General features: G+C 72.3%; 20 protein-coding genes. 13 read left to right on the forward strand and 7 right to left on the reverse strand.

Translation table 11 applies throughout. From position 1 onward, the window contains the following. Positions 1-52 precede the first annotated feature (52 nt). A complete protein-coding gene (locus ACFY7C_RS14500; RefSeq protein ID WP_389648976.1) occupies positions 53-1,345 on the reverse strand; it encodes an MFS transporter in 1,293 nt (430 codons plus the stop codon). Between the two features lie 73 nt (positions 1,346-1,418). Next, the gene (locus ACFY7C_RS14505; protein ID WP_389648978.1) at positions 1,419-1,982 is read right to left on the reverse strand and encodes a methylated-DNA--[protein]-cysteine S-methyltransferase; all 564 of its coding nucleotides are present in this window, start codon (positions 1,980-1,982) and stop codon (positions 1,419-1,421) included. Between the two features lie 156 nt (positions 1,983-2,138). Between ACFY7C_RS14505 and ACFY7C_RS14510 the strand changes: the two genes are divergently transcribed. The 5 genes from ACFY7C_RS14510 (at position 2,139) to ACFY7C_RS14530 (ending at position 9,127) form a co-directional block, all read left to right on the forward strand. Continuing rightward, on the forward strand, positions 2,139-3,044 hold the full coding sequence (locus tag ACFY7C_RS14510) for an MHYT domain-containing protein (RefSeq protein WP_389648981.1): 906 nt from the start codon (positions 2,139-2,141) through the stop codon (positions 3,042-3,044). Between the two features lie 70 nt (positions 3,045-3,114). Further along, complete coding sequence (gene uvrB / locus ACFY7C_RS14515; RefSeq protein WP_389648983.1) at positions 3,115-5,247, forward strand: excinuclease ABC subunit UvrB; 2,133 nt, start codon at positions 3,115-3,117, stop codon at positions 5,245-5,247. Positions 5,248-5,372: 125 nt separating this feature from the next. Next, positions 5,373-5,951 carry a TerD family protein gene (locus ACFY7C_RS14520; RefSeq protein WP_352078609.1) on the forward strand — a complete coding sequence of 193 codons (579 nt, stop codon included), beginning with the start codon at positions 5,373-5,375 and terminating at the stop codon, positions 5,949-5,951. A gap of 53 nt (positions 5,952-6,004) precedes the next feature. After that, positions 6,005-7,897, forward strand: a complete 1,893-nt coding sequence (locus tag ACFY7C_RS14525; RefSeq protein ID WP_389648987.1) for a TerD family protein — start codon at positions 6,005-6,007, stop codon at positions 7,895-7,897. Positions 7,898-8,116: 219 nt separating this feature from the next. Continuing rightward, on the forward strand, positions 8,117-9,127 hold the full coding sequence (locus ACFY7C_RS14530; RefSeq protein ID WP_389648989.1) for a TerC family protein: 1,011 nt from the start codon (positions 8,117-8,119) through the stop codon (positions 9,125-9,127). An 82-nt stretch (positions 9,128-9,209) separates the two neighbouring features. On the opposite strand, the gene ACFY7C_RS14535 is transcribed toward ACFY7C_RS14530, so the two are convergent. From ACFY7C_RS14535 to ACFY7C_RS14545, 3 genes are all read right to left on the reverse strand, one after another. After that, a complete protein-coding gene (locus ACFY7C_RS14535; RefSeq protein ID WP_389648992.1) occupies positions 9,210-10,496 on the reverse strand; it encodes an MFS transporter in 1,287 nt (428 codons plus the stop codon). 88 nt (positions 10,497-10,584) lie between these two features. After that, positions 10,585-11,241 carry an MBL fold metallo-hydrolase gene (locus ACFY7C_RS14540; protein WP_389648995.1) on the reverse strand — a complete coding sequence of 219 codons (657 nt, stop codon included), beginning with the start codon at positions 11,239-11,241 and terminating at the stop codon, positions 10,585-10,587. 47 nt (positions 11,242-11,288) lie between these two features. Further along, entirely contained in the window at positions 11,289-11,990 is a 702-nt protein-coding gene (locus tag ACFY7C_RS14545; RefSeq protein WP_389648997.1) for a maleylpyruvate isomerase family mycothiol-dependent enzyme, read from the reverse strand. 214 nt (positions 11,991-12,204) lie between these two features. Between ACFY7C_RS14545 and uvrA the strand changes: the two genes are divergently transcribed. Then, positions 12,205-15,213: an excinuclease ABC subunit UvrA gene (gene uvrA, locus ACFY7C_RS14550; protein WP_389649000.1), complete on the forward strand. Its 3,009-nt coding sequence runs from the start codon at positions 12,205-12,207 to the stop codon at positions 15,211-15,213. Positions 15,214-15,276: 63 nt separating this feature from the next. On the opposite strand, the gene ACFY7C_RS14555 is transcribed toward uvrA, so the two are convergent. Then, on the reverse strand, positions 15,277-16,170 hold the full coding sequence (locus tag ACFY7C_RS14555) for a carbohydrate kinase (RefSeq protein ID WP_389649003.1): 894 nt from the start codon (positions 16,168-16,170) through the stop codon (positions 15,277-15,279). A 127-nt stretch (positions 16,171-16,297) separates the two neighbouring features. Between ACFY7C_RS14555 and ACFY7C_RS14560 the strand changes: the two genes are divergently transcribed. Continuing rightward, positions 16,298-16,723, forward strand: a complete 426-nt coding sequence (locus ACFY7C_RS14560) for a Rieske (2Fe-2S) protein (protein ID WP_389649006.1) — start codon at positions 16,298-16,300, stop codon at positions 16,721-16,723. Between the two features lie 25 nt (positions 16,724-16,748). Here the strand turns inward: ACFY7C_RS14560 and ACFY7C_RS14565 are convergent, their stop codons facing one another. Then, positions 16,749-17,678: a hypothetical protein gene (locus tag ACFY7C_RS14565; protein ID WP_389649009.1), complete on the reverse strand. Its 930-nt coding sequence runs from the start codon at positions 17,676-17,678 to the stop codon at positions 16,749-16,751. Between the two features lie 234 nt (positions 17,679-17,912). On the opposite strand from ACFY7C_RS14565, the gene ACFY7C_RS14570 reads away from it, so the two are divergent. The 6 genes from ACFY7C_RS14570 to whiA all read left to right on the forward strand — a co-directional run bounded on the left by ACFY7C_RS14570 (position 17,913) and on the right by whiA (position 24,433). After that, positions 17,913-18,506: a papain-like cysteine protease family protein gene (locus ACFY7C_RS14570; RefSeq protein ID WP_389649012.1), complete on the forward strand. Its 594-nt coding sequence runs from the start codon at positions 17,913-17,915 to the stop codon at positions 18,504-18,506. Positions 18,507-18,511: 5 nt separating this feature from the next. Next, positions 18,512-19,345 carry a hypothetical protein gene (locus ACFY7C_RS14575; RefSeq protein ID WP_389649015.1) on the forward strand — a complete coding sequence of 278 codons (834 nt, stop codon included), beginning with the start codon at positions 18,512-18,514 and terminating at the stop codon, positions 19,343-19,345. Positions 19,346-19,444: 99 nt separating this feature from the next. Beyond that, a complete protein-coding gene (gene uvrC, locus ACFY7C_RS14580; protein WP_389649017.1) occupies positions 19,445-21,469 on the forward strand; it encodes an excinuclease ABC subunit UvrC in 2,025 nt (674 codons plus the stop codon). Next, positions 21,466-22,422 (forward strand): RNase adapter RapZ, encoded by a 957-nt coding sequence (gene rapZ, locus ACFY7C_RS14585; RefSeq protein WP_389649019.1) that lies wholly within the window; start codon positions 21,466-21,468, stop codon positions 22,420-22,422. The genes uvrC and rapZ overlap by 4 nt, the downstream gene beginning before the upstream one ends. Beyond that, a complete protein-coding gene (gene yvcK / locus ACFY7C_RS14590) occupies positions 22,419-23,453 on the forward strand; it encodes a uridine diphosphate-N-acetylglucosamine-binding protein YvcK (protein WP_389649021.1) in 1,035 nt (344 codons plus the stop codon). The genes rapZ and yvcK overlap by 4 nt, the downstream gene beginning before the upstream one ends. Beyond that, positions 23,444-24,433: a DNA-binding protein WhiA gene (whiA, locus tag ACFY7C_RS14595; RefSeq protein ID WP_121830017.1), complete on the forward strand. Its 990-nt coding sequence runs from the start codon at positions 23,444-23,446 to the stop codon at positions 24,431-24,433. Before yvcK ends, whiA begins: the two co-directional genes overlap by 10 nt. Positions 24,434-24,570: the final 137 nt, after the last annotated feature.

Consider the following 24,570-nt stretch of genomic DNA (forward strand, 5'->3'; position numbering starts at 1 on the left):
TCCAGGAGATCGGATGTCGGATCCCGGATGTCGGATCCGACACCCCGCCCGCTCAGGCCCTCCGCACCGCGCCCCGCACCGCCAGCAGCGTCATCGGCGCCAGCAGACACGCCCCGACGACGTTCAGCCAGCCGTATCCCGCCTGGGAGACGATCAGTCCGGCCGCGAGGCCGCCGATGCCGGCGCAGGTGTTCATGGTGAAGTCGGAGAGTCCCTGGACGGCGGCCCTGGCCGCCTGGGGGACGGAGTCGGTCAGGAGCGCCGAGCCCGAGACCAGCCCTGCCGACCAGCCCAGGCCCAGGACGAAGAGCCCGAGGGCGACCTGGTTGTGGCTGGGACCGGCCGTGCCGGCGAGCAGGGCGGCCACCGAGATCAGCGCGACGGCGAGACCGATCACCGTGAGGCGTCCGAGCCGGTCGGACAGCCAGCCCATCACGGGCGAGAAGGCGTACATGCCGGCGATGTGCACGCTGATCACGAGGCCGATCAGCCGGATGTCCGCCCCGTGGTGGGTGAGCGCGACCGGGGTCATCGACATGATCGACACCATCGCGGTGTGCGATCCGGCGACGGTCACCAGGGCGAGCCGGGCCCGGGAGGACTCCCGTACCGCCCGCATCCCGGCCTTCAGGGAGCGGCCGTCCGCTCCCTCCGCCTCCTCGGGGCCGGCCAGGGCCCGGGCGGTCAGCAGCGGGTCGGGGCGGAGCAGCAGCGCCACCATGACGGCGGCGGCCACGAACACGCCCGACGCCCAGACGAACGGCCCGGCCGCCGCCGGGATGCCGAGGCCGGCCACGCTCTCGCCGGCCGGGGCGGCGATGTTGGGGCCGAGGACGGCGCCGATGGTGGTGGCCCACACCACCGTGGAGATGGCCCTGGCCCGCCGGTCCGGCTCGGCGAGGTCCGCGGCGGCGAACCGGGCGGCGAGGTTGGCCGAGGAACCGGCTCCGAAGCCGACGAGGCCCGCCAAAAGCAGGGGGAAGTTGCCGAGGTCGGCGCCGAGGACGGCGACGCCCGCGCCGACGGCCCCGACGAGATACGCGAGCACGAGCCCGGCCCGCCGCCCGCGCCGGGCCATGAGGGCGGCGAGCGGCATCGCGAGCAGGGCGGGCCCCGCGACCGCGGCCGTCGACGCGAGCCCGGACAGCGCCTCCGTACCGCTGACCTCCTTGGCCAGGACCGCGGCGAGCGCGAACCCGATCGCGATGCCGAGCCCGCCGAGGATCTGGGTGGCGATCAGCACCGCCTGGATACGGCGGCGAAGGGCCGGGAGCCTGGCGGGAGGGACGGCCGCGGATATCCCGGCCGACACGAGCGCGTCAGGAGCGTCAGGGGCGTTGGTCACTTACGCATAGTGCCAGCCATCTCCCGAGGGGGGAACGTCAGTGCCCCCACTCGGCGGTCACGCACCGGACGGTTCAGAACAGCGGCTCCGGCAGTACGCCCTCCAGGGCGAGCAGCCTCCGCTTGGTCTCCAGGCCCCCACCGAAGCCCCCGATCCCGCCGTCGCTCTCGACCACCCGGTGGCACGGCACCACCAGCGGCAGCGGATTGGCGCCCATCGCCGCGCCGACCGCCTGCGCGGCCGCCGGCTGCCCGACCCGGCGGGCCAGCTCCCCGTACCCCACCACCGTCCCGTACGGGACGGTGTCCGCCAGCTCGCGCAGCACCTGGCGGTTGAATCCGGTCACCAGCGACCAGTCCAACTTGACGTCGAAGCTCCGAAGACTCCCGTCGAAATAGGCCTCCACCTGCCGTATCGGCTCCGCGAGCCGGCCCGAACCGCTCTCCACGAGCTCCCCGCCGAGCGCCCCGGCGATCCGCCCCAGCGCTCGGTCCCGCACCCGCTCGTCGGCGTGGAAGTTCACGCTCACCAGACCCCGGTCCGTCGCGGCGAGCAGCAGGGGGCCGATGTCGCTGGGCACCACCGCCCACTCCACCCGTCCCGCCGCCCGCTCCGTCACCGGCTTCTCCCGCTCCATGCGGATCACCGTACGACCCGCCACCGACAAAGGGGCAGACCAATTCCCGGACGACGTGGCCGCGGGACCTCGCCGGACGCCATAATCCGGTAGCACTACTCAGCGGTACCGACTGTTTTCGGACGACGTTGCACCAGGGGTGGAGGACGGACGCTCATGCAGGGCACGGTCGACGGATTCAGCTACGGACTCGTCACGCCGGTGGCGGCCTTCCTCATGGCCTGCCTCGGCGGGGCACTCGGACTGCGCTGCACCACCAGATCGCTGCGTCACCAGGACACCTTCAAGGCCGGCTGGCTGGCGCTCGGCGCCACCTCCATCGGCACCGGCATCTGGACCATGCACTTCATCGCCATGATGGGCTTCTCCGTCCGGCAGGCCCCGATCAGCTACGACCGGCCGATCACCTTCGCCAGTCTCGGCGTGGCCATCGTCATGGTCGGCATCGGCATCTTCATCGTCGGCTACCGCGGCGCGACCCCGCTCACCCTGGTCACCGGCGGCACCATCACCGGCCTCGGCGTCGCGACCATGCACTATCTGGGCATGGCCGGGATGCGCCTGCACGGACAGATCCAGTACGACACCCTCACCGTCGCCCTGTCCGTCGTCATCGCCGTCGTGGCCGCCACCGCCTCCCTCTGGGCCGCCGTCTCCGTGCACGGCTTCCTGGCCAGCCTCGGCGCGAGCATGGTGATGGGACTGGCGGTCAGCGGCATGCACTACACCGCCATGGCGGCCGTCGACGTCACCCTGCACGGCACGCCCACCCCCGGCGGCGGAGACACCGCGACCTCCCTGCTGCTGCCCATGCTGATCGGACCGGCCGTCTTCCTGCTGCTCGCCGCCGTGGTGGTCATGTTCGACCCGCTGCTCGTCATGGGCGAGCCCGACTGGCACAAGCCCACCGCCCACGACGGCTACCGCCACGGCGCTCCCGGCCTGCCCACCCAGCGTCGGGCCCCGGCCTACGGCGAGCCCGCGAACTGGTCGGCGCGGCCCGCCGCCCGCTCCGCCCGCAGGGGCGCGCACCGCGACACGTACCGCTCCCAGGACTGGTGACCGGCGCCGCGCGACCCGGAGCCCGGCCGATCACCGCCCGACTGTCAGTGCCGGGTCGTACGGTGGGTGCATGCGGCCCGTTTCCAAGATCGAACGTACGGTGGCGCCCTTCGAGGTCGTCAGCCCCTACCAGCCCAGCGGTGACCAGCCGGCGGCCATCGCCGAGCTCGACCGGCGCATCCGCGCCGGCGAGAAGGACGTCGTGCTGCTCGGCGCCACCGGCACCGGCAAGTCGGCGACCACCGCCTGGATGATCGAGAAGCTTCAGCGCCCCACCCTGGTGATGGCGCCGAACAAGACACTGGCCGCCCAGCTGGCGAACGAGTTCCGCGAGCTCCTGCCGAACAACGCGGTCGAGTACTTCGTCTCGTACTACGACTACTACCAGCCCGAGGCGTACGTCCCGCAGTCCGACACCTACATCGAGAAGGACTCCTCCATCAACGAGGAGGTCGAGCGGCTGCGCCACTCCGCCACCAACTCGCTGCTGACCCGCCGCGACGTGATCGTGGTCGCCTCCGTCTCCTGCATCTACGGCCTCGGCACCCCGCAGGAGTACGTCGACCGGATGGTCTCCCTCCGGGTGGGCGACGAGATCGACCGCGATCAGCTGCTGCGCCGCTTCGTCGACATCCAGTACACCCGGAACGACCTCGCGTTCACCCGCGGCACCTTCCGCGTCCGCGGCGACACCATCGAGATCTTCCCGGTGTACGAGGAGCTCGCCGTCCGCATCGAGATGTTCGGCGACGAGATCGAGGCGCTCTCCACGCTCCACCCGCTCACCGGCGAGGTCATCAGCGACGACCGGCAGCTGTACGTCTTCCCCGCCAGCCACTACGTCGCCGGACCCGAGCGCATGGAGCGGGCCGTCAACGACATCGAGCGCGAGCTGGAGCAGCGGCTCGGCGAGCTGGAGAAGCAGGGCAAGATGCTGGAGGCCCAGCGCCTCCGCATGCGCACCACGTACGACATCGAGATGATGCGGCAGATCGGCTCCTGCTCCGGCATCGAGAACTACTCGATGCACTTCGACGGCCGCGAGCCCGGCTCCCCGCCCAACACCCTCCTCGACTACTTCCCCGAGGACTTCCTGCTCGTCATCGACGAGTCGCATGTCACCGTCCCCCAGATCGGCGCCATGTACGAGGGCGACGCCTCCCGCAAGCGGACCCTCGTCGACCACGGCTTCCGGCTGCCCTCCGCGCTGGACAACCGCCCGCTGAAGTGGGAGGAGTTCCAGGAGCGGATCGGGCAGACCGTCTACCTCTCCGCCACCCCGGGCACGTACGAGCTGTCCCGCGGCGACGGCTTCGTCGAGCAGATCATCCGCCCCACCGGCCTCGTCGACCCCGAGGTCGTCGTCAAGCCCACCGAGGGTCAGATCGACGACCTGGTGCACGAGATCCGGCTGCGCACCGAGCGGGACGAGCGCGTGCTGGTCACCACGCTCACCAAGAAGATGGCCGAGGACCTCACCGACTACTTCCTCGAGCTGGGCATCCAGGTGCGCTATCTGCACAGCGACGTCGACACCCTGCGCCGGATCGAGCTGCTGCGCGAGCTGCGCGCCGGTGAGTACGACGTCCTGGTCGGCATCAACCTGCTCCGCGAGGGCCTGGACCTGCCCGAAGTGTCCCTCGTCGCCATCCTCGACGCCGACAAGCAGGGCTTCCTGCGCTCCGGCACCTCCCTCATCCAGACCATCGGCCGCGCCGCCCGAAACGTCTCCGGCCAGGTCCACATGTACGCCGACACCATCACCCCGGCGATGGCGCAGGCCATCGACGAGACCAACCGCCGCCGCGAGAAGCAGGTCGCCTACAACAAGGCGAACGGGATCGACCCGCAGCCGCTGCGCAAGAAGATCAACGACATCGTCGCCACCATCGCGCGCGAGGAGATCGACACCGAGGAGCTCCTCGGCTCCGGCTATCGCCAGTCGAAGGACGGCAAGGGCGCCAAGGCCCCGGTGCCCTCGCTCGCCGCCCACGCCCCCAAGGCCAAGCGCGCGAAGGCCGGCTCCACCGTCGAGCTCGGCGACCGTCCGGCGACCGAACTGGCCGGGATCATCGAGGAGATGACCGACCGCATGAAGGCGGCCGCCGCCGAGCTGCAGTTCGAGGTCGCCGCCCGGCTCCGCGACGAGGTGCACGAGCTGAAGAAGGAGCTGCGCCAGATGAAGGAGGCGGGCCTGGCCTGACCGCTGCCCCCGAAGCCCCGCGACGGCCCGGTGTGTTGCAAGACCGACACAAAACCGGGCCGCTCCGGGCACGTTGTCAGTGCCCCTGCGTAGGGTGCTGATCACACCGATGAGAGGGGCAGCGCGTGACGGTCAACATGACCAAGGGACAGGCCATCAACCTGGAGAAGAAGGACGGGGGGAGCCTGACCTCCGTGCGGATGGGCCTCGGCTGGAAGGCGGCGCCCCGCCGCGGACTGTTCGGCTCGCGCACCCGTGAGGTCGACCTCGACGCCTCCGCCGTCCTCTTCGCCGACAAGCAGCCGGTGGACGTGGTCTTCTTCCGCCACCTGGTCAGCGACGACGGCTCCGTCCGTCACACCGGTGACAACCTGGTCGGCGGCGCCGGCCAGGGCGGCGACGACGAGTCGATCCTGGTCGACCTCCAGCGGGTCCCGGTCCACATCGACCAGATCGTCTTCACGGTGAACTCCTTCACCGGCCAGACCTTCCAGGAGGTGCAGAACGCGTTCTGCCGCCTCGTGGACGAGACCAACGGCCAGGAGCTCGCCCGCTACACCCTCGACGGCGGCGGCCAGTACACGGCGCAGATCATGGCGAAGGTGCACCGGGCCGGATCCGGCTGGCAGATGACGGCCCTGGGCAACCCGGCCAACGGCCGCACCTTCCAGGACCTCATGCCGTCGATCTTCCCGGTCCTGTAGTCGGGCCGGTCCGGCCGCCGCATCGCCCACGTTCGTACGGAGAGACGGAAGAGATGACCGCCGAGCTGGTCCGGGGGCAGAACCACCCCCTGCCCCACACCCGCCTGGAGATCCGGGTCTCGGCCGGTCATCCGGTCGTCGCCGCGGCCACCCTCGGCGACGATCGGGGCAGGATCGCGGGCGCCGAGGCCGTCGCCCACCCCGGTGCCGCCGCGCTGCCCGGGATCGAGGTGCCCCGGCAGGCCGCCGTCCGGCACCGGCTCGCGGTCGACCTGGAGGCGATACGGGACACCGTCCACCGGGTCTCCGTCCTCCTCGCCCTGCCCGTCGGCGCGGGCGGCCCCACCCGCTTCGGTGCCTCCGCCGCCCCCGTCGTCACCGTGACGGCCCCCGACGGCACCGCCGTCGCCGACTACACGATCACCGGCCTCGACCGGGAGTCCGCGGTCGTCGCCCTGGAGCTGTACCGCCGCCAGGGCGCCTGGAAGGTCCGCGCCGTCGGCCAGGGGTACGAGGGCGGGCTCGCCGAGCTCCTCGCCGACCAGGGCCTCGACCGCCCCGCCGAGCTCGCCGGCACCGTCCTGGAGGCCGCCGCCCAGGAGCTCGCCCGCGCGGTCGCCGCACCACCGCCCGACCTCCCCGAGACCGACCGCGTGCGCCGGGCCGCCCCGGCCCCGGCCGCCGCCCCGCCGTCGCCCCCTCCGCCCCCCGCGGGCGGGCCGATCGACTACAGCCACCCCGGCCGCCGCCCCGCCCCCGAGACGGCCCCGCCGACCCCGCAGGGCGCCGCGCCCGCCGCGGCTCCGGCCCCCGTCGCCGGCGACGCGAGCGGCTGGTCCATGGACGAGCGGCTCTACAACCAGGTGTGGGGCATGTTCGAGGACCTGGCCCGCACCACCGCCGCGTACCGCAGCGCCTGCCAGTTCGCCGAGTCCCGCCTCGACCAGGAGCTCGACCGGGTCCTGTCGGATCCCCGCAGCCGGATCGGCGGGGCGGGCGACGCCGCCCGGGCCGCGGCCAAGGCCAAGCACGACGAGCTCACCGCCCGCGCCCAGGAGGCACTGGACCGCGACCTCGCCCACCTCACCGCCGAGTCGGAGGTGGTCGAGCCCGCGCTGCCCGCCGCCTACGCCCGCTGGGACAGCCCCGTGTGGCAGGCCTACCGGGTCCCCATGGAGGCGCCGTTGGCGGTCCGCCTGGGCGATCTCCACCTCCCGGAGCGGACCGGGCTGCGCATTCCGTTCCTGGCCCGGCTGCCGCTGGCCCGAGGGCTCTGGGTGGACAGCGGGCGCGGCCACTCCGAGGCGGCCTCGCTGCTCGACGCGGCGGAGCTGCGCCGGCTGGCCCTGGACACCGCCGTGGCGCACGCGGTGCGGCTGCTCGCCGTGCACCCGGTGAACCGCTTCCGGGTGCAGGTGATCGACGCGGCGGGAGCGGGCGCGACCGCGTTCGCGCCGCTCGTGGAGGCGGGCGTCCTCCAGGCCCCGCCGGCGGCCGGAGCGGCCGGTGTCTCCGCCGTGCTGAACGGGCTCACCGAGCGGGTCGACCTGTTGCAGATGGCGGCGCGGGCCGGGGCCCTGGACGATCTGCCGCCCGGTCTGGACGCCGCCGAGCAGCTGCTGATCGTGCACGACTTCCCGCACGGCTTCGACGACCGCGCGGTCACCCAGCTGCGCTACCTCGCCGACGAGGGCCCGGCGGTCGGCACCCATCTGCTGATGGTCGCCGACCGGGAGGACGCGGCCGCGTACGGGCCGGTGCTCGACCCGCTGTGGCGCTCGCTGACGCGGCTCACCCCGGTGCCCGACGACCACCTCGCCGATCCCTGGGTCGGCCATGCCTGGACGTACGAGCCGCCGGTCTTCCCGGCGGGGAGCGGCGTGCTGCGGCAGGTGCTCGCGCAGGTGGCCGAGGCCCGAGGGCAATGGGGGGCGGACCACTCCTGACCTGCGAGCTTGGGAGCCCTTTACCTATTTCTTTACCTTTCCTTGGTTCTTCGGGTAGTGTTCTCGGTGCGGAGGGGAGTACTCCCCATGCGCGGCGCACCCGTCAGTACGGACAGGTCGGACACCTGAGCCCGGGGCGTCGGCCCGGGCCGTCCCGGGTGGAAGAGACCTCCGGCAACGACGAGGCTGTTACGACAGCCGTACGACGCCGGAGGCGCAGTGGACGTTTCGATGACCCTGTGGGTGCTGACCATTCTCGGTCTGTGCGCCCTGATCGCGGCCGACTTCTTCATCGGGCGCAAACCCCACGACGTGTCGGTCAAGGAAGCCGGAATCTGGACGGTCGTCTGGATCGTCCTGGCCGTGCTGTTCGGCCTCGGCCTGCTGGTGTTCGGCAACAGCCAGGCCTCCGGCGAGTTCTTCGCCGGATTCATCACCGAGAAGTCGCTCAGCGTCGACAACCTCTTCGTCTTCGTCCTGATCATGGCGAAGTTCTCGGTGCCCTCCCACCTCCAGCAGCGGGTGCTGCTCGTGGGCGTGCTGATCGCCCTGGTGCTCCGCGCGATCTTCATCGCGGCCGGCGCCGCGATCATCGCGAGCTTCTCCTGGGTCTTCTACATCTTCGGCGCGTTCCTGATCTACACCGCCTGGAAGCTCATCCAGGAGGCGCGCTCCGACGAGGAGGACGAGGAGTTCGAGGAGAACCGTCTCCTCAAGTCCATCGAGAAGAAGTTCGGCGTCGCCGACCGCTACCACGGCACCAAGCTCTTCATCCGCGACAACGGCAAGCGGGTGCTGACCCCGCTCATGGTCGTCATGCTGGCGATCGGCACCACCGACGTGCTGTTCGCCCTCGACTCCATCCCGGCGATCTTCGGCCTCACCCAGGACCCGTACATCGTCTTCACCGCCAACGCCTTCGCCCTCATGGGTCTGCGGCAGCTGTACTTCCTGATCGGCGGCCTGCTCAAGAAGCTGGTCCACCTCAGCTACGGCCTGTCGGTGATCCTCGGCTTCATCGGCGTGAAGCTGGTGCTGCACGCCCTGCACGAGTCCGGGGTGCACGTCCCCGAGATCTCCATCCCGTTCTCCCTCGCGGTCATCTGCGGCGTCCTGGTCGTCACCACGATCACCAGCCTGATCGCGTCGAAGAAGCAGGCGGAGCGCGAGGCCGCCGAGAGCGGCGGGACCCCGGCCGGCGAGACCGAGAAGGACAGCGTCGGGGCCTGACCCCGACTGACCCCGCCGGACACCCGCAGGGGCCGGTACGGACGGCCGAGCGCCGCCCGTACCGGCCCCTGCCGCATCCCCCCTACGCGGGCACGCTCTCCGGCTCGCGCTTCTCCGCACGGGCCGGCAGGGTCTCGGGGAGCAGGGCGAAGCAGGCCAGGCTCACCAGGGCCACCACCGTCAGATAGGCCGCCACGCCCCAGGGCGGGCCCGAGCGGCCGTCCGAGACGGCCGTCGCCACGATCGGGGTGAGCGCGCCGCCGAGCACGCCCGCCAGGTTGTAGCCGACGGCCGCGCCCGTGCAGCGCACCCGTGGCTCGTACAGCTCCGGCAGATACGCGGCGACCACGGCGAACATGGTGATGAAGGACAGCATCGAGCCGAGGAAGCCGAGGAACATCAGCAGCGGCCGCGCGGTGTGCAGCAGCGCCACCATCGGGAACATCCACAGCGCCGAGGCCGCGCATCCGACCAGGCACATCGTCCGGCGGCCGTAGCGGTCGCCGAGCATCGCGACGAACGGCGTCAGTGCCCCCTTGATCGCCACCGCGGCCATCACACAGATCAGCATCACGGTGCTGGACACCCCGAGCCGCTCGGTGCCGTAGGCCAGGGCCCAGGTGGAGACCGTGTAGAAGACGGCGTAGCCGACGGCCAGCGCGCCCGCCGTGAGCAGCACGAGCCGCCAGTGCCCCCGCACCACCTCGGCCAGCGGCGCGTTCGCCTGCCGCCCCTCGGCGGCCAGCTTCTCGAACTGCGGGGTCTCCGCGAGCGAGGAGCGCAGCGCGAGACCGGCGGCGGCGAGCAGCCCCGCCGCCCAGAACGGCACCCGCCAGCCCCAGGAGCGGAACTCCGCGTCGCTCAGCCCGGCCGTCAGCGCCAGCATCACCCCGTTGGCCAGCAGGAAGCCGACCGCGGGGCCGATCTGCGGGAAGCTCGCCCACAGGGCCCGCCGCCGCTCCGGCGCGTGCTCGGCGGTCAGGAGCACCGCCCCGCCCCACTCCCCGCCGAGGCCGAGCCCCTGGAGGAAGCGGAGGACGAGCAGCAGCACGGGCGCGGCGACGCCGAGCGTCTCGTACGTCGGCACGCAGCCGACCGCGACCGTGGCGCAGCCGGTCAGCAGCAGCGAGGCGAAGAGCACCGGGCGCCGTCCGTAGCGGTCGCCGACATGGCCGAAGACGATCGAGCCGAGCGGCCGGGACACGAAGCCGACAGCGAAGGTGCCGAAGGCGGCGAGGGTCCCGGCGACGGGGGAGAAGGTCGGGAAGAAGAGCGGGCCGAGCACGAGCGCGGCCGCGGTGCCGTAGACGAAGAAGTCGAAGAACTCGATGGCGGTGCCGACGAGGGAGGCCGCGGCGATCCTCCCCATCGACGGAGGGTGACTGGGGTGCTGGTGCATGTCGCGCCAACTACCCGGCCGCCGTCCCGGTTACGGGGGCGTACGGGGGCGCCCGGGATCACCAGCCGCGCTCGCGCCACTCCGGGAGGTGCGGGCGCTCGTCACCGAGCGTGGTGTCCCTGCCGTGGCCCGGATAGATCCAGGTCTCGTCCGGCAGCACGTCGAAGAGCTTGGTCTCCACGTCGCGGAGGAGACTCGCGAAGGCCTCGGGGTCCTTGCGGGTGTTGCCCACCCCGCCGGGGAACAGGCAGTCGCCGGTGAAGACGTGCGGGTGGCCGTGCGGGTCGTCGTAGACCAGCACGATCGAGCCGGGGGTGTGGCCGACCATGTGGCGGGCGGTGAGCTCGACCCGGCCGACCCGGATGGTGTCGCCGTCCTCCACCAGCTCGTCGGTCCCGACGGGGATGCCCTCCGCGTCGTACGCCCCCGCGTACGTGCGGGCGCCGGTGGCGGCGACCACCTCGGCCAGGGCCTGCCAGTGGTCGCCGTGCCGGTGGGTGGTGACGACGGACGCGATGCCGTCGTCACCGATCAGCGTGAGCAGCGTGTGGGCGTCGGCGGCCGCGTCGATCAGCAGCTGCTCGCCGGTCGCCCGGCAGCGCAGCAGATACGCGTTGTTGTCCATCGGGCCGACCGCGACCTTGGAGATCATCAGGTCGCTCAGCTCGTGCACGTCGGCGGGCCCGCCGACCTTCACCGCTCCGCTGTACGTCATGGCCTCAGACTATCTCCGGGCACCGACAACGGGGACGCCGACCGCGATCACAGCGGCGGGAGCTCCGGGAGGCCGCCGCCGGAGAGCACGGTGAGACGGGCACCCTTGTCGCCGCGGCCGGCCAGCCAGCCGAGCAGCTCGGCCGCGGTGCCCCGCAGCACCACCGGCTCGCCCTCGGTGCCGCCGGTGCGCCAGCCCGGGTGGTCCTCGGGGTGCACCGGGCGCAGGGTCACCGGCGGGACGTCCGGGCGGCCGGACCAGCGGTCCGCGAGGAACTCGATCTCCCGGGCGGTGAACTCCTCCGGGAGGTCCTCGAGCTCGTAGCCGCAGTCGAGGTCGACGTGGTGCAGCGCCACCTCGACCCAGCGGCGGAAGGGCACCCGGGCGGCCCGGTCGGTGACGCCGTTGCGCAGCTCCACGGTCCGGTCCCAGTCAGCGGGCTCGCGGCACACCTCCTCGAAGCGGTCGGCGGTGACGCGCAGGTCGGCGAGCTGGGCCTCGACCGGCCGGCCGGCGTCCCGCTCGATGTCGGCGTCGCGGGTCTCGGCGTCCTTGTACATCGGCAGGCCCTGGAGGACGTTCACCAGGGCGTCGGCGTTGCGGGACAGGTGGGCCAGGACATGGCCGCGGGTCCAGCCCGGCAGCCGTGACGGCTCGGCCAGTGCCGCGTTGTCCCAGGAGGAGACGGCTTCGATGAGCCGGTCGGTCGCCTCGTGCACGGAGGCGATGTCACGGAGATGGTCGATCATGCCGCCGACCCTAGGGGGTGCGGGACCGGTCCGGCCAGGGAGGCGGCCCTTCCGACCTGGGCCGGAGCCCCGCAGCCGCCACTCGTTCGGGTGAAGCGGGCGGTCGGCGTCCGGAAATCGAATGTGCGTGCTATACGCTCGGAGGAAGCATCCGGCATCCTTGGTTGTTGGATGTTCAGGCACATCCGCTCTCTCAAGAAAGGTGCGGACCGGCGTGGCCGACCGTCTCATCGTCCGTGGCGCTCGCGAGCACAACCTCAAGAACGTCTCGCTCGACCTCCCCCGTGACTCCCTCATCGTCTTCACCGGGCTCTCCGGGTCGGGCAAGTCCTCCCTCGCGTTCGACACGATCTTCGCCGAGGGGCAGCGCCGGTACGTCGAGTCGCTCTCCTCCTACGCCCGTCAGTTCCTCGGCCAGATGGACAAGCCGGACGTCGACTTCATCGAAGGTCTGTCGCCCGCCGTCTCCATCGACCAGAAGTCGACCTCGCGCAACCCGCGCTCGACGGTCGGCACCATCACCGAGGTCTACGACTACCTCCGTCTGCTCTTCGCCCGCATCGGCAAGCCGCACTGTCCCGAGTGCCGCCGGCCGATCTCCCGCCAGTCGCCGCAGGCCATCGTCGACAAGGTCCTGGAGCTGCCCGAGGGCAGCCGCTTCCAGGTCCTCTCGCCGCTGGTGCGCGAGCGCAAGGGCGAGTTCGTCGACCTGTTCGCCGACCTCCAGACCAAGGGCTACAGCCGCGCCCGGGTCGACGGGCGGACGATCCAGCTCAGCGAGCCGCCGACCCTGAAGAAGCAGGAGAAGCACACCATCGAGGTGGTCATCGACCGCCTCACCGTCAAGGACAGCGCCAAGCGCCGGCTCACCGACTCCGTGGAGACCGCGCTGGGCCTGTCCGGCGGCATGGTCGTGCTCGACTTCGTCGACCTTCCCGAGGACGACCCCGAGCGCGAGCGGATGTACTCGGAGCACCTCTACTGTCCGTACGACGACCTCTCCTTCGAGGAGCTGGAGCCGCGCTCCTTCTCCTTCAACTCGCCCTTCGGCGCCTGCCCGGACTGCACCGGCATCGGCACCCGCATGGAGGTCGACCCGGAGCTCGTCGTCCCCGACGAGGAGAGGTCCCTCGACGAGGGCGCCATCCACCCCTGGTCGCACGGCCACACCAAGGAGTATTTCGGCCGGCTCATCGGCGGCCTCTCCCAGGCCCTCGGCTTCCGCACCGACATCCCGTACGCCGGGCTGCCGCAGCGGGCCAAGAAGGCCCTCATGTACGGCCACAAGACCCAGGTCGAGGTCCGCTACCGCAACCGGTACGGCCGCGAGCGGGCCTACACCACCCCCGCCTTCGAGGGCGCCGTCTCCTTCGTGAAGCGGCGGCACAGCGAGGCCGAGAGCGACTCCAGCCGCGAGCGCTTCGAGGGCTACATGCGCGAGGTGCCCTGCCCCACCTGTGAGGGCACCCGCCTGAAGCCGATCGTGCTGGCGGTCACGGTGATGGACAAGTCCATCGCCGAGGTCTCCGCCATGTCGATCAGCGACTGCGCCGACTTCCTCGGCCGGCTCACCCTCACCGCCCGCGACAAGAAGATCGCCGAGCGGGTCCTCAAGGAGGTCAACGAGCGGCTGCGCTTCCTCGTCGACGTCGGCCTCGACTACCTCTCGCTCAACCGGGCCGCCGGCACCCTCTCCGGCGGAGAGGCCCAGCGCATCCGGCTCGCCACCCAGATCGGCTCCGGCCTGGTCGGCGTGCTCTACGTGCTCGACGAGCCGTCCATCGGTCTCCACCAGCGCGACAACCACCGGCTCATCGAGACCCTGGTGCGGCTGCGCGACATGGGCAACACGCTCATCGTCGTCGAGCACGACGAGGACACCATCAAGGTCGCCGACTGGGTGGTGGACATCGGCCCCGGCGCCGGCGAGCACGGCGGCAAGGTCGTCCACTCCGGCCCCTTGAAGGAGCTCCTCGCCAACACGGAGTCGATGACCGGGCAGTATCTGTCCGGCCGCAGGGCCATCGGCACGCCGGAGATCCGGCGCCCCGTGGACCCGAGCCGACGCCTCACCGTGCACGGGGCCCGGGAGAACAACCTGCGGGACATCGACGTCTCCTTCCCGCTGGGCGTCCTCACCGCCGTCACCGGTGTCTCCGGCTCCGGCAAGTCGACCCTGGTCAACGACATCCTCTACACCCACCTGGCGCGCGAGCTCAACGGCGCCAAGTCGGTGCCCGGGCGCCACACCCGGGTGGACGGCGACGACCTCGTCGACAAGGTCGTGCACGTCGACCAGTCGCCCATCGGCCGCACCCCGCGCTCGAACCCGGCGACCTACACCGGCGTCTTCGACCACGTCCGCAAGCTGTTCGCGGAGACCATGGAGGCGAAGGTCCGGGGCTATCTTCCCGGCCGCTTCTCCTTCAACGTCAAGGGTGGCCGCTGCGAGAACTGCTCCGGCGACGGCACCATCAAGATCGAGATGAACTTCCTCCCGGACGTCTACGTCCCGTGCGAGGTCTGCCACGGCGCCCGGTACAACCGGGAGACCCTGGAGGTCCACTACAAGGGCAAGTCCATCGCCGAGGTCCTGGACATGCCGATCGAGGAGGCCCTGCACTTCTTCGAGGCCGTCCCGACGATCTCCCGCCATCTGCGCACCCTCACCGAGGTCGGCCTGGGCTACGTCCGCCTCGGCCAGTCCGCGCCGACCCTCTCCGGCGGCGAGGCCCAGCGCGTCAAGCTCGCCTCCGAGCTCCAGAAGCGCTCCACGGGCCGCACGGTCTACGTCCTGGACGAGCCGACCACGGGCCTCCACTTCGAGGACATCTCGAAGCTGATCAAGGTCCTGTCCGGCCTGGTCGACAAGGGCAACTCGGTGATCGTCATCGAGCACAACCTGGACGTCATCAAGACCGCGGACTGGGTCATCGACATGGGACCCGAGGGCGGCAGCGGCGGCGGCCTGGTCGTCGCCGAGGGCACGCCCGAGGAGGTCGCCTCGGTCCCGGCCAGCCACACCGGCAAGTTCCTCCGCGAGATCCTGGGCGGCCGCGTCAGTGACGCCTCGGCGACCGTCCCGGCCGCGCGGAGCGCCAAGAAGGCACCGGCGAAGAAGACCGCCGCCGGTACGACGGCCGCCAAGGCCGCCGCCAAGAAGGCCGCGCCCGCGAAGAAGACGGCCGCCAAGAAGACGACCGCCCGGGCCCGCAAGGCCTGACGGTCGGATCGACCGGTTCCGGAGGGGCGCCCCCGTGCGGGGGCGCCCCTCCGCCGTTCCCGGTCAGACGTCGCCCAGCTCGTCCGCGTACGGAGGCTCCGCACCCGCCCGCGTACAGGTGACCGCCGCCGCCCGCGCCGCGAAGGACAGCAGCGCCCGCCAGCCGTCCGGGCCGAGCGAGGCGGGCGGACGCCCGGCGAGACCATGGAGCAGCGCCGCGTTCACGGTGTCGCCCGCGCCGATCGTGTCGACCACCGGCACCGGCACGGCCGGGACGGAGACCTCGTAGCCGCGGGTGAAGACCGTCAGCCCCCCGGCGCCCCGGGTCAGGACCACCGCCGCCGGACCCCGCTCCAGCCAGGCGGCGGGGGAGCCGCCCAGCCAGGCCGCGTCCTCCTCGGAGAGCTTCAGCAGCGAGACGTACGGCAGCCAGCCCGCGAACCGCTCGCGGTACGCCGCCGCGTCCGGGATCAGGCCCGGCCGGATGTTCGGGTCCAGGAGCGTGAAGACGCCCTCCCGTGAGGAACGCCGAAGCAGCGCCTCGTAGGCGCTCGCCCCCGGCTCGAGCGCGAGCGAACAGGTCCCGAAGGCCACCGCCCGCACCCCGTCCGGAAGCCGCTCCGGCAGCGCGAAGAGCCGGTCCGCCGTGCCCTCCACGTAGAAGCCGTAGCGCGCGGAGCCGTCCGGCCCCACCGACGCCACCGCGAGCGTCGTCGGCTCGGGCCCCCGCTGGACCAGATCCGTCGCCACCCCCGCCGCCCGCAGCCCCTCGACCAGCACCCCGCCGAAGGCGTCCGTCGAGATCCGCGAACAGAAGGAGACCTCCGCGCCGATCCGCCCGAGCGCCACCGCCGTGTTGTACGGGCCGCCGCCCGGCCGGGGCAGCAGCGGGGCCAAGGGGCCCGCGGGCCCGTCCGGAACCAGGTCGATCAGGGACTCACCGGCGACGACGATCACGCACCGGAACGTAACCCATGCCCCACCGGTCACGACAGCCCGAGGCAGGCCCCCGCGCGGGACGGCCGAGACCCGCCGGTATCGTCGAATCGGTCCCTGAAGTCCCGATCCTCACCGTGGAGCGCTCATGTCCGGCCAGTCCACCCGCCGCACCGTGCTGAAAGGCGCCGCCCTCGCCGGGGCCGCCGGGCTGGGCGTCGCCGCCTGCTCCACCGATTCCAAGCTGGGCCACGCCGAGAACCCGACCCCGACCGCCCCGGTCGCCCTCGGCGCGCCCGACGAGATCCCCGTCGGCGGCGCCAGGCTCTACCGCGAGCAGCGGCTCCTGGTGCACTGCCCGGCGAAGGGCCAGTACAAGGCCTTCAGCGCCCAGTGCACCCACGCCGGCTGCGTCCTGGACAAGATCGAGGACAACGAGGGCAACTGCCCCTGCCACGGCAGCCGCTTCGACGTCACCACCGGCAAGGCCCTCCGGGGCCCGGCGACCGTGCCGCTCCCCGAGGTCCCGGTCCGCGTCGAGAACGGCAAGCTGATCGCGGGCCCCACCGCCTGACCGGAGCGGGGCCGGCGGGGAGCGCCTACGCCCAGTCCCACTCGACGCCCAGGATCCCGGGGCGCACCCCCTGCTCCACCAGATGCACCGCGCGGTGCCGGCCGGACAGCGTCAGCTCCTCCCGCCCGCCGCGCGGCGCGCCCGTCGACGCCTGCGCGAACCGCCGGCACCGCACCGGCAGCGCCGCCTCGTCGAAGCGGACCTGGAGCACGTACTGCCCGCCCGCGAAGCTGAACCCGCGCACGTACTCCCGGCCCGGACCGCCCGTACCGTCCTCGAAGCCGTACGAGAAGACGTACGTGTCCCCGGCCCGCAGGCGGGTGTCGAAGAGCAGCTCGGCGACGAGCACCCCGGTCCCGGCATGCCGCCGCACCCGCCCCGGCCGGCAGTTCTCCGTCGCCCGCACCCGCACCCGGTCCGGGTCGCAGCCCGGATCGCCCCGGTGGATCGCCAGATAGCGGTCGACGCCGTCCCGGTGCGCCCGCACCACCTGCTGGGAGTCCCGCCCGAGCAGCTCGCGCCCCGCCCCTATCCGCACCCGCTCGTGATGGCCGACCGTGTGCAGCCCGCCGTCCGTCGGGCACTCCAGCTCGGCGAGCAGCCGCTCCACGACGCCCGAGGCCTCGATGAGCGAGCGGTACGAGCGGGTCGCCGGGCGTTCCGCGTCGGCGCGGGCGGCCGAGTCCTCGGCGAGCAGCCGGATCAACGAGTTCCCCGGCAGCTGGAGCACCTCCTCCAACGCCCGTACCGCCTTCATCGACTCGGGCCGCTGCGGCCGGCGGGCGCCCTGCTGCCAGTAGCTCAAGGAGGTCACCCCGACCTTCACACCGCGATGGGCCAGATGGTGCTGGACCCGCTGGAGCGGCAGCCCGCGCACCGCGAGCGCGGTGCGCAGCGCGAGATGGAACGGGCCCGTGTGCAGCAGTTGCGCCAGATCGGCCTCGGTGTGGCCCACGAGGACTCCTCAGTGAACGTTCACGGTGGGGGAGGGGGAGCAGGCTGCCGCCCCGACGGGCGGGCAGGTGGACCGGGGACGGCCGTTCACACCCGGGTCACACCGTTCACAGCCCGCCGTCACCCCGCATTGAAGCGTGTTGACCGGATCCGGACAACGCCCGATGCTCCAGACCAGCGTCCGGACGCGCTCCTCTCCTCCAACTCCCCACATCCCCCCATCGGGAGGAACGCGATGCGCAGAAGAAGGCCGGCCCTCGCGGCCGTCGCCGCGGCCGCCGCCGCCCTGTTCCTCGTCCCCGCCGCGCCGGCGACCGCCGCGCCGTCCGGCGAGGACGTCTCCACCCTGGCGTACAAGCGCCTGAACATCACCATGCAGGCACAGCAGAAGACCAACTGGTGCTGGGCGGCCGGCGGCAACACCATCGCCACCTGGTTCGGCCGCAACCACACCCAGAACCAGTTCTGCAACGCCGCCTTCAACCGGCAGCAGGGCTACGACTGCCCCAACTGGCAGGCCACCCTCGGCAACGTCCAGAACGGTCTGCGCTGGGCGGGCATCAATCCCGGCTCGTACGTGGACGGCTGGCTGCGCTACTCCACCGTCCAGACCGAGATCAACGCCGACCGGCCCGTCGAGACGCGGATCCAGTGGTCGAGCGGCGGCGGGCACATGCACGTCGTCTACGGGTACGACGACGCCAACAGCTGGGTGTACTGGGGCGACCCGTGGCCGTCCAGCGACCGCTACAACTGGGCGTCGCACGCCTGGTACGTGAACAACGGCTCGTTCTCCTGGACCCACTCGCTGTACCGGATCGGGGCGTGACGACCATGAGCGACACACGGATACGTCCCCGGGTCCTCGCTTCCGCCGCGGTGACCGGTCTGCTGGCCGCCGCCGCCCTCGTCGGCCTCGGCGCGGTCCCGGCCCACGCGGCCGGGGCACCGCCGGCGCCGCCCACGGCCCCGACGCCCGAGCAGGCGGCGGCCGCGCCGCAGACCCTCGCCACGGTCGCCCGCTTCTTCGCCCGGGACGGCGCGCTCGCCCGTACGGCGGCCGGGCCCCGCATCGAGGGCGGGTCCGTGCCGGTGCGGTTCCTCTCCGCCGACTTCGTCGCGGGGAAGCCGGGTGCGCCGGTGGCCCGCGTCGAGTTCCACGCCAGCAAGGCGGTCGCCGCGGACGGCCGGACGGCCTCGCTGTGGACGGTGCGCGGCGCGGGCGGCTGGCAGGTGGTGAACATCGCCACCGGCGACGACGAGCTGCGCTACACCGAGCAGGGGCGGCGGGCGCTGCCCGGCGGGACGGTCTTCCGCGAGCCGCAGATCGACGCCTGGTACGTCCACAAGGGCACGAAGGTGCTGCCGCTGGACGAGGACGCGGTACGGGCCGTCGGCAGGAACGGCACCACCCTCGCCGCCTACCGCGAGCGGGTCGCGCGGGCCTACGGCGACAAGCTCCCCGGCTCCGCCTACGCGCAGAAGGGCGCGGCCGGCGGCTACGCCCCCACCCCCACCGCCCCGCACGACGCCGCCGGCACCGACCCCACGGTGACCGCCGCCTCCGCCACGGCGGCCGCGGGCGCCCTCCTCGCCCTCACCCTGGGCGCGGGCCGTGCCGTCCGGCGCCGCAGGACCACCGGCTCCCGGGCGGCCACCACACCCTGACGGCTCCGGGCAACGGGCCGGGCCGGCCGATCGCCGGCCCGGCCCGCGCCCGTCCGTGAGTGCGGTCGGAGTGTCGGTGGCCGCCAGTAGGGTGGGAGCATGGCCGACCCCTCCAGCTACCGCCCCAAGCCGGGACAGATCCCCGACTCGCCGGGGGTCTACAAATTCCGTGACGAGCACCGCCGGGTGATCTACGTCGGGAAGGCGAAGTCCCTGCGCCAGCGCCTGGCCAACTACTTCCAGCCGCTGGCGAGCCTGCACCCGCGCACGGCGACGATGGTGACCACGGCCGCCTCCGTGGAGTGGACCGTCGTGTCGACCGAGGTCGAGGCGCTGCAGCTGGAGTACTCCTGGATCAAGGAGTTCGACCCCCGGTTCAACGTCAAGTACCGGGACGACAAGAGCTACCCCTACCTCGCGGTCACGCTGAACGAGGAGTTCCCCCGCGTCCAGGTCATGCGCGGCCACAAGAAGAAGGGCGTGCGCTATTTCGGGCCGTACGCGCACGCGTGGGCCATCCGCGAGACCGTCGACCTGATGCTGCGGGTGTTTCCGGTGCGGACCTGCTCCGCCGGGGTGTTCCGGAACGCGGCCTCCGCCGGCCGCCCCTGTCTCCTCGGCTACATCGGCAAGTGCTCGGCGCCCTGCGTCGGCCGGGTGGACCCCGAGGAGCACCGCGAACTGGCCGAGGAGTTCTGCGACTTCATGGCCGGCCGCACCGGCACGTACATCCGCCGGCTGGAGAAGCAGATGATGATCGCGGCCGAGGACATGGAGTACGAGAAGGCCGCCCGGCTGCGTGACGACATAGGGGCCCTGCGCAGGGCCATGGAGAAGAGCGCGGTGGTCCTCGCCGACGCCACCGACGCCGACCTGATCGCCCTCGCCGAGGACGAGCTGGAGGCCGCCGTCCAGATCTTCCACGTCCGCGGCGGACGCGTCCGCGGCCAGCGCGGCTGGGTGACCGACAAGGTCGAGGCCGTCGACGCGGCCGGTCTCGTCGAGCACGCCCTCCAGCAGCTCTACGGAGAGGAGAGCGGCGAGGCGGTCCCCAAGGAGGTCCTCGTCCCCGCCCTGCCCGAGGACACGGCGGCCGTCACCCAGTGGCTCTCCGGCCGCCGGGGCTCCCAGGTCTCCCTGCGGATCCCGCAGCGCGGCGACAAGAAGGACCTGATGGAGACGGTCGCCCGCAACGCCCAGCAGGCCCTCGTCCTGCACAAGACCAAGCGGGCCAGCGATCTGACCACCCGCTCCCGGGCCCTGGAGGAGATCGCCGAGGCCCTGGACCTGGACTCGGCGCCGCTGCGCATCGAGTGCTTCGACATCTCCCACCTCCAGGGCGAGGACGTCGTGGCGTCCATGGTCGTCTTCGAGGACGGCCTGCCGCGCAAGAGCGAGTACCGCCGCTTCCAGATCAAGGGCTTCGAGGGGCAGGACGACGTCCGGTCCATGCACGAGGTGATCAGCCGCCGCTTCAGGCGCTACCTCGCCGAGAAGGAGAAGACCGGCGAGTGGGGTGCGACCGCCGACGGCGAGGGAGGGGTCGACGGGAACGGCGAGGTGCCGGCGGACGCCGGGCCCGAGGGCCGTGACGAGGAAGGGCGGCCCAAGCGCTTCGCGTACCCGCCCCAGCTCGTCGTCGTCGACGGCGGCCAGCCCCAGGTCGCGGCCGCCCGCCGCGCCCTGGACGAGCTCGGCATCGACGACATCGCCGTCTGCGGTCTCGCCAAGCGCCTGGAGGAGGTGTGGCTGCCCGGCGAGAGCGACCCGGTCGTGCTGCCCCGCTCCAGCGAGGGCCTCTATCTCCTCCAGCGGGTGCGTGACACGGCTCACGACTTCGCCATCCGTTACCAGCGGTCCAAGCGGAACAAGCGCATCCGCACCAGCCCCCTGGACGACGTCCCCGGCCTCGGCGCGACCCGCAAACAGGCACTCATCAAGCATTTCGGCTCGGTCAAGCGGCTCCGACAGGCGACAATCGAGCAGATCTGCGAGGTCCCCGGCATGGGCCGCAAGACGGCGGAAGCCGTGGCGGTGGCACTCGCGCAGGCGGCCCCGGCCGCGCCCGCCGTGAACACGGCAACAGGAGAGATCATGGAAGACGACGGGGGCACCACGGAATGACCACGCACGAAGAGCACCACGAGCAGGAAGACGGAGCAGCGGACATGGACACGGGCACCACCGAGCCCGCCGCCGACACCAACGGCGACGCGCCCATCCCCGAGCTGGTGATCATCTCCGGCATGTCCGGCGCCGGCCGCTCCACCGCCGCGAAGTGTCTGGAGGACCTCGGCTGGTTCGTCGTCGACAACCTGCCGCCCGCGCTCATCCCCACCATGGTGGAGCTCGGCGCCCGCTCCCAGGGCAACGTCGCCCGGATCGCCGTCGTCGTCGACGTCCGCGGACGGCAGTTCTTCGACAACCTCAAGGACTCCCTCGCCGACCTCGACGCCAAGCAGGTCACCCGCCGGATCGTCTTCCTGGAGTCCTCCGACGAGGCCCTCGTCCGGCGCTTCGAGTCGGTCCGCCGCCCCCACCCCCTCCAGGGCGACGGCCGCATCGTCGACGGCATCGCCGCCGAGCGCGACCTGCTGCGCGAGCTGCGCGGCGACGCCGACCTGGTGATCGACACCTCCAGCCTCAACGTGCACGAGCTGCGCGCCAAGATGGACGCCCAGTTCGCCGGCGACGAGGAGCCCGAGCTCCGGGCCACCGTCATGTCCTTCGGCTTCAAGTACGGCCTGCCCGTCGACGCCGACCTCGTCGTCGACATGCGCTTCCTGCCCAACCCGCACTGGGTCCCCGAGCTGCGCCCCTTCACCGGACTGAACGAAGAGGTCGCCGCCTACGTCTACAACCAGCCCGGCGCCAAGGAGTTCCTCGACCGCTACACCGAGCTGCTCCAGCTGATCGCCGCCGGCTACCGCCGCGAGGGCAAGCGCTACGTGACGATCGCCGTCGGCTGCACGGGCGGCAAGCACCGCTCCGTGGCCACCGCCGAGAAGCTGGCCGCCCGACTCGCCTCGGAGGGCGTGGAGACCGTCGTCGTCCACCGGGACATGGGGCGCGAGTGAAGCCGTACCGTCGGCGCACGTCCACGCTCTCGGTGCGGCGTACGCTCCGCAGGCGCGGCGCCCAGCCCAAGGTCGTCGCGCTGGGCGGCGGCATGGGCCTGTCGGCCTCCCTCGCCGCCCTGCGCCGGATCACCGGCGACCTGACCGCCGTGGTCACCGTCGCCGACGACGGGGGCTCCAGCGGCCGGCTCCGCGAGGAGCTGGGCGTGCTCCCACCGGGAGACCTCCGCAAGGCGCTCGCCGCGCTCTGCGGCGACGACGACTGGGGCCAGACCTGGGCCCGGGTCATCCAGCACCGCTTCCAGTCCAAGGGCGAGATGCACGGCCACGCCGTCGGCAACCTGCTGATCGTCGCGCTCTGGGAGCAGCTGGGGGACCCCGTGCAGGCCCTGGACCTGGTCGGCAAGCTGCTCGGCGCCCACGGCCGGGTGCTGCCCATGTCCGCCGTACCGCTGGAGCTCCAGGCCCTGGTCAAGGGCCACGATCCGGCGCGCCCGCACGACGTGGACACCGTCCGCGGCCAGGCCACGGTGGCGCTCACCCCCGGCGAGGTGCAGTCCGTGCACCTGGTGCCGAACGACCCGCCGGCCGTGCCCCAGGCGGTCGCCGCCGTCCTCGACGCGGACTGGGTGGTGCTCGGCCCGGGCTCCTGGTTCTCCTCCGTCATTCCGCACCTGCTGGTGCCCGAACTCCTCGACGCGCTCATGGAGACCAAGGCCCGCCGGGTGCTCTCGCTGAACCTCGCGCCGCAGCCCGGAGAAACCGAGGGCTTCTCCCCGCAGCGTCATTTGGAGGTTTTGGCACGACACGCCCCTAAACTCGCCCTGGACGTGGTGCTGGCCGACGAGGCCGCCGTGCCCGACGCGTCAGCGAGAGAACCCCTCGCCGAAGCCGCGAAGCGGCTCGGCGCCGCGGTCGAGCTGGCGCCGGTGGCCCGGCCCGACGGCGCTCCGAAGCACGACCCGGAGCTGTTGGCCGCCGCGTACGACCGTATTTTTCGGATGCATGGAAGGATCGGCCCATGGCGATGACGGCAGCGGTGAAGGACGAGATCTCCCGGCTCCCCGTCACCCGGACCTGCTGCAGGAAGGCCGAGGTCTCGTCGATCCTGCGGTTCGCGGGCGGGCTGCACCTGGTGAGCGGCCGGATCGTGATCGAGGCGGAGCTGGACACCGCGATGGCGGCCCGCCGGCTCAAGCGGGACGTCCTGGAGATCTTCGGGCACAGCTCCGAACTGATCGTGATGGCTCCCGGCGGACTGCGCCGCGGCTCGCGCTTCGTGGTGCGCGTGGTCGCGGGCGGCGATCAGCTGGCCCGTCAGACCGGCCTCGTGGACGGCCGGGGCCGCCCCATCCGGGGCCTGCCCCCGCAGGTGGTCTCCGGGGCCACCTGTGACGCCGAGGCGGCCTGGCGCGGCGCCTTCCTGGCGCACGGCTCGCTGACCGAGCCGGGCCGCTCCTCCTCCCTGGAGGTCACCTGCCCCGGCCCCGAGGCCGCCCTCGCCCTGGTCGGCGCCGCCCGCCGGCTCTCCATCGCCGCGAAGGCCCGCGAGGTGCGGGGCGTGGACCGGGTCGTCGTCCGCGACGGCGACGCCATCGGCGCCCTGCTCACCCGGCTCGGCGCGCACGAGTCGGTGCTGGCCTGGGAGGAGCGGCGGATGCGGCGCGAGGTCCGCGCCACCGCCAACCGCCTGGCCAACTTCGACGACGCCAACCTGCGCCGCTCGGCCCGCGCCGCGGTCGCCGCGGGCGCCCGGGTGCAGCGCGCCCTGGAGATCCTGGGCGAGGAGGTGCCCGAGCACCTCGCCGCCGCCGGCCGGCTGCGCATGGAGCACAAGCAGGCCTCCCTGGAGGAGCTGGGCGCGCTCGCCGACCCGCCGCTCACCAAGGACGCGGTCGCCGGGCGGATCCGCAGGCTGCTCGCCATGGCCGACAAGCGGGCCCAGGACCTGGGCATCCCCGGGACCGAGTCCAACCTGACGGAGGAGCTCGACGACAGCCTCGTCGGCTGACCCTGGCCGAGAAGCCCCGTCTTCGCCCAACGAGAAGCCGCCGATGCCTTTCTGAGGCATCGGCAGCTTCTTCTCCCGGCGCGCCGGAGGCACCCTTGACGCGCCCGCGAACCCCCACGAGCCTGGCGTCCGTTCAC

The sequence above is a fragment of the Streptomyces sp. NPDC012769 genome, from assembly GCF_042901205.1.
In the GTDB taxonomy this organism is placed as follows: Bacteria; Actinomycetota; Actinomycetes; order Streptomycetales; family Streptomycetaceae; genus Streptomyces.

Coding starts and splice junctions, on each gene's coding strand:
- ACFY7C_RS14505 (WP_389648978.1), bottom strand. CDS start 1,982: ATGGAGCGGGAGAAGCCGGTGACGGAGCGGGCGGCGGGACGGGTGGAG.
- ACFY7C_RS14510 (WP_389648981.1), top strand. CDS start 2,139: ATGCAGGGCACGGTCGACGGATTCAGCTACGGACTCGTCACGCCGGTG.
- uvrB (WP_389648983.1), top strand. CDS start 3,115: ATGCGGCCCGTTTCCAAGATCGAACGTACGGTGGCGCCCTTCGAGGTC.
- ACFY7C_RS14525 (WP_389648987.1), top strand. CDS start 6,005: ATGACCGCCGAGCTGGTCCGGGGGCAGAACCACCCCCTGCCCCACACC.
- ACFY7C_RS14535 (WP_389648992.1), bottom strand. CDS start 10,496: ATGGGGAGGATCGCCGCGGCCTCCCTCGTCGGCACCGCCATCGAGTTC.
- ACFY7C_RS14540 (WP_389648995.1), bottom strand. CDS start 11,241: ATGACGTACAGCGGAGCGGTGAAGGTCGGCGGGCCCGCCGACGTGCAC.
- ACFY7C_RS14545 (WP_389648997.1), bottom strand. CDS start 11,990: ATGATCGACCATCTCCGTGACATCGCCTCCGTGCACGAGGCGACCGAC.
- ACFY7C_RS14560 (WP_389649006.1), top strand. CDS start 16,298: ATGTCCGGCCAGTCCACCCGCCGCACCGTGCTGAAAGGCGCCGCCCTC.
- ACFY7C_RS14570 (WP_389649012.1), top strand. CDS start 17,913: ATGCGCAGAAGAAGGCCGGCCCTCGCGGCCGTCGCCGCGGCCGCCGCC.
- ACFY7C_RS14575 (WP_389649015.1), top strand. CDS start 18,512: ATGAGCGACACACGGATACGTCCCCGGGTCCTCGCTTCCGCCGCGGTG.
- uvrC (WP_389649017.1), top strand. CDS start 19,445: ATGGCCGACCCCTCCAGCTACCGCCCCAAGCCGGGACAGATCCCCGAC.
- rapZ (WP_389649019.1), top strand. CDS start 21,466: ATGACCACGCACGAAGAGCACCACGAGCAGGAAGACGGAGCAGCGGAC.
- whiA (WP_121830017.1), top strand. CDS start 23,444: ATGGCGATGACGGCAGCGGTGAAGGACGAGATCTCCCGGCTCCCCGTC.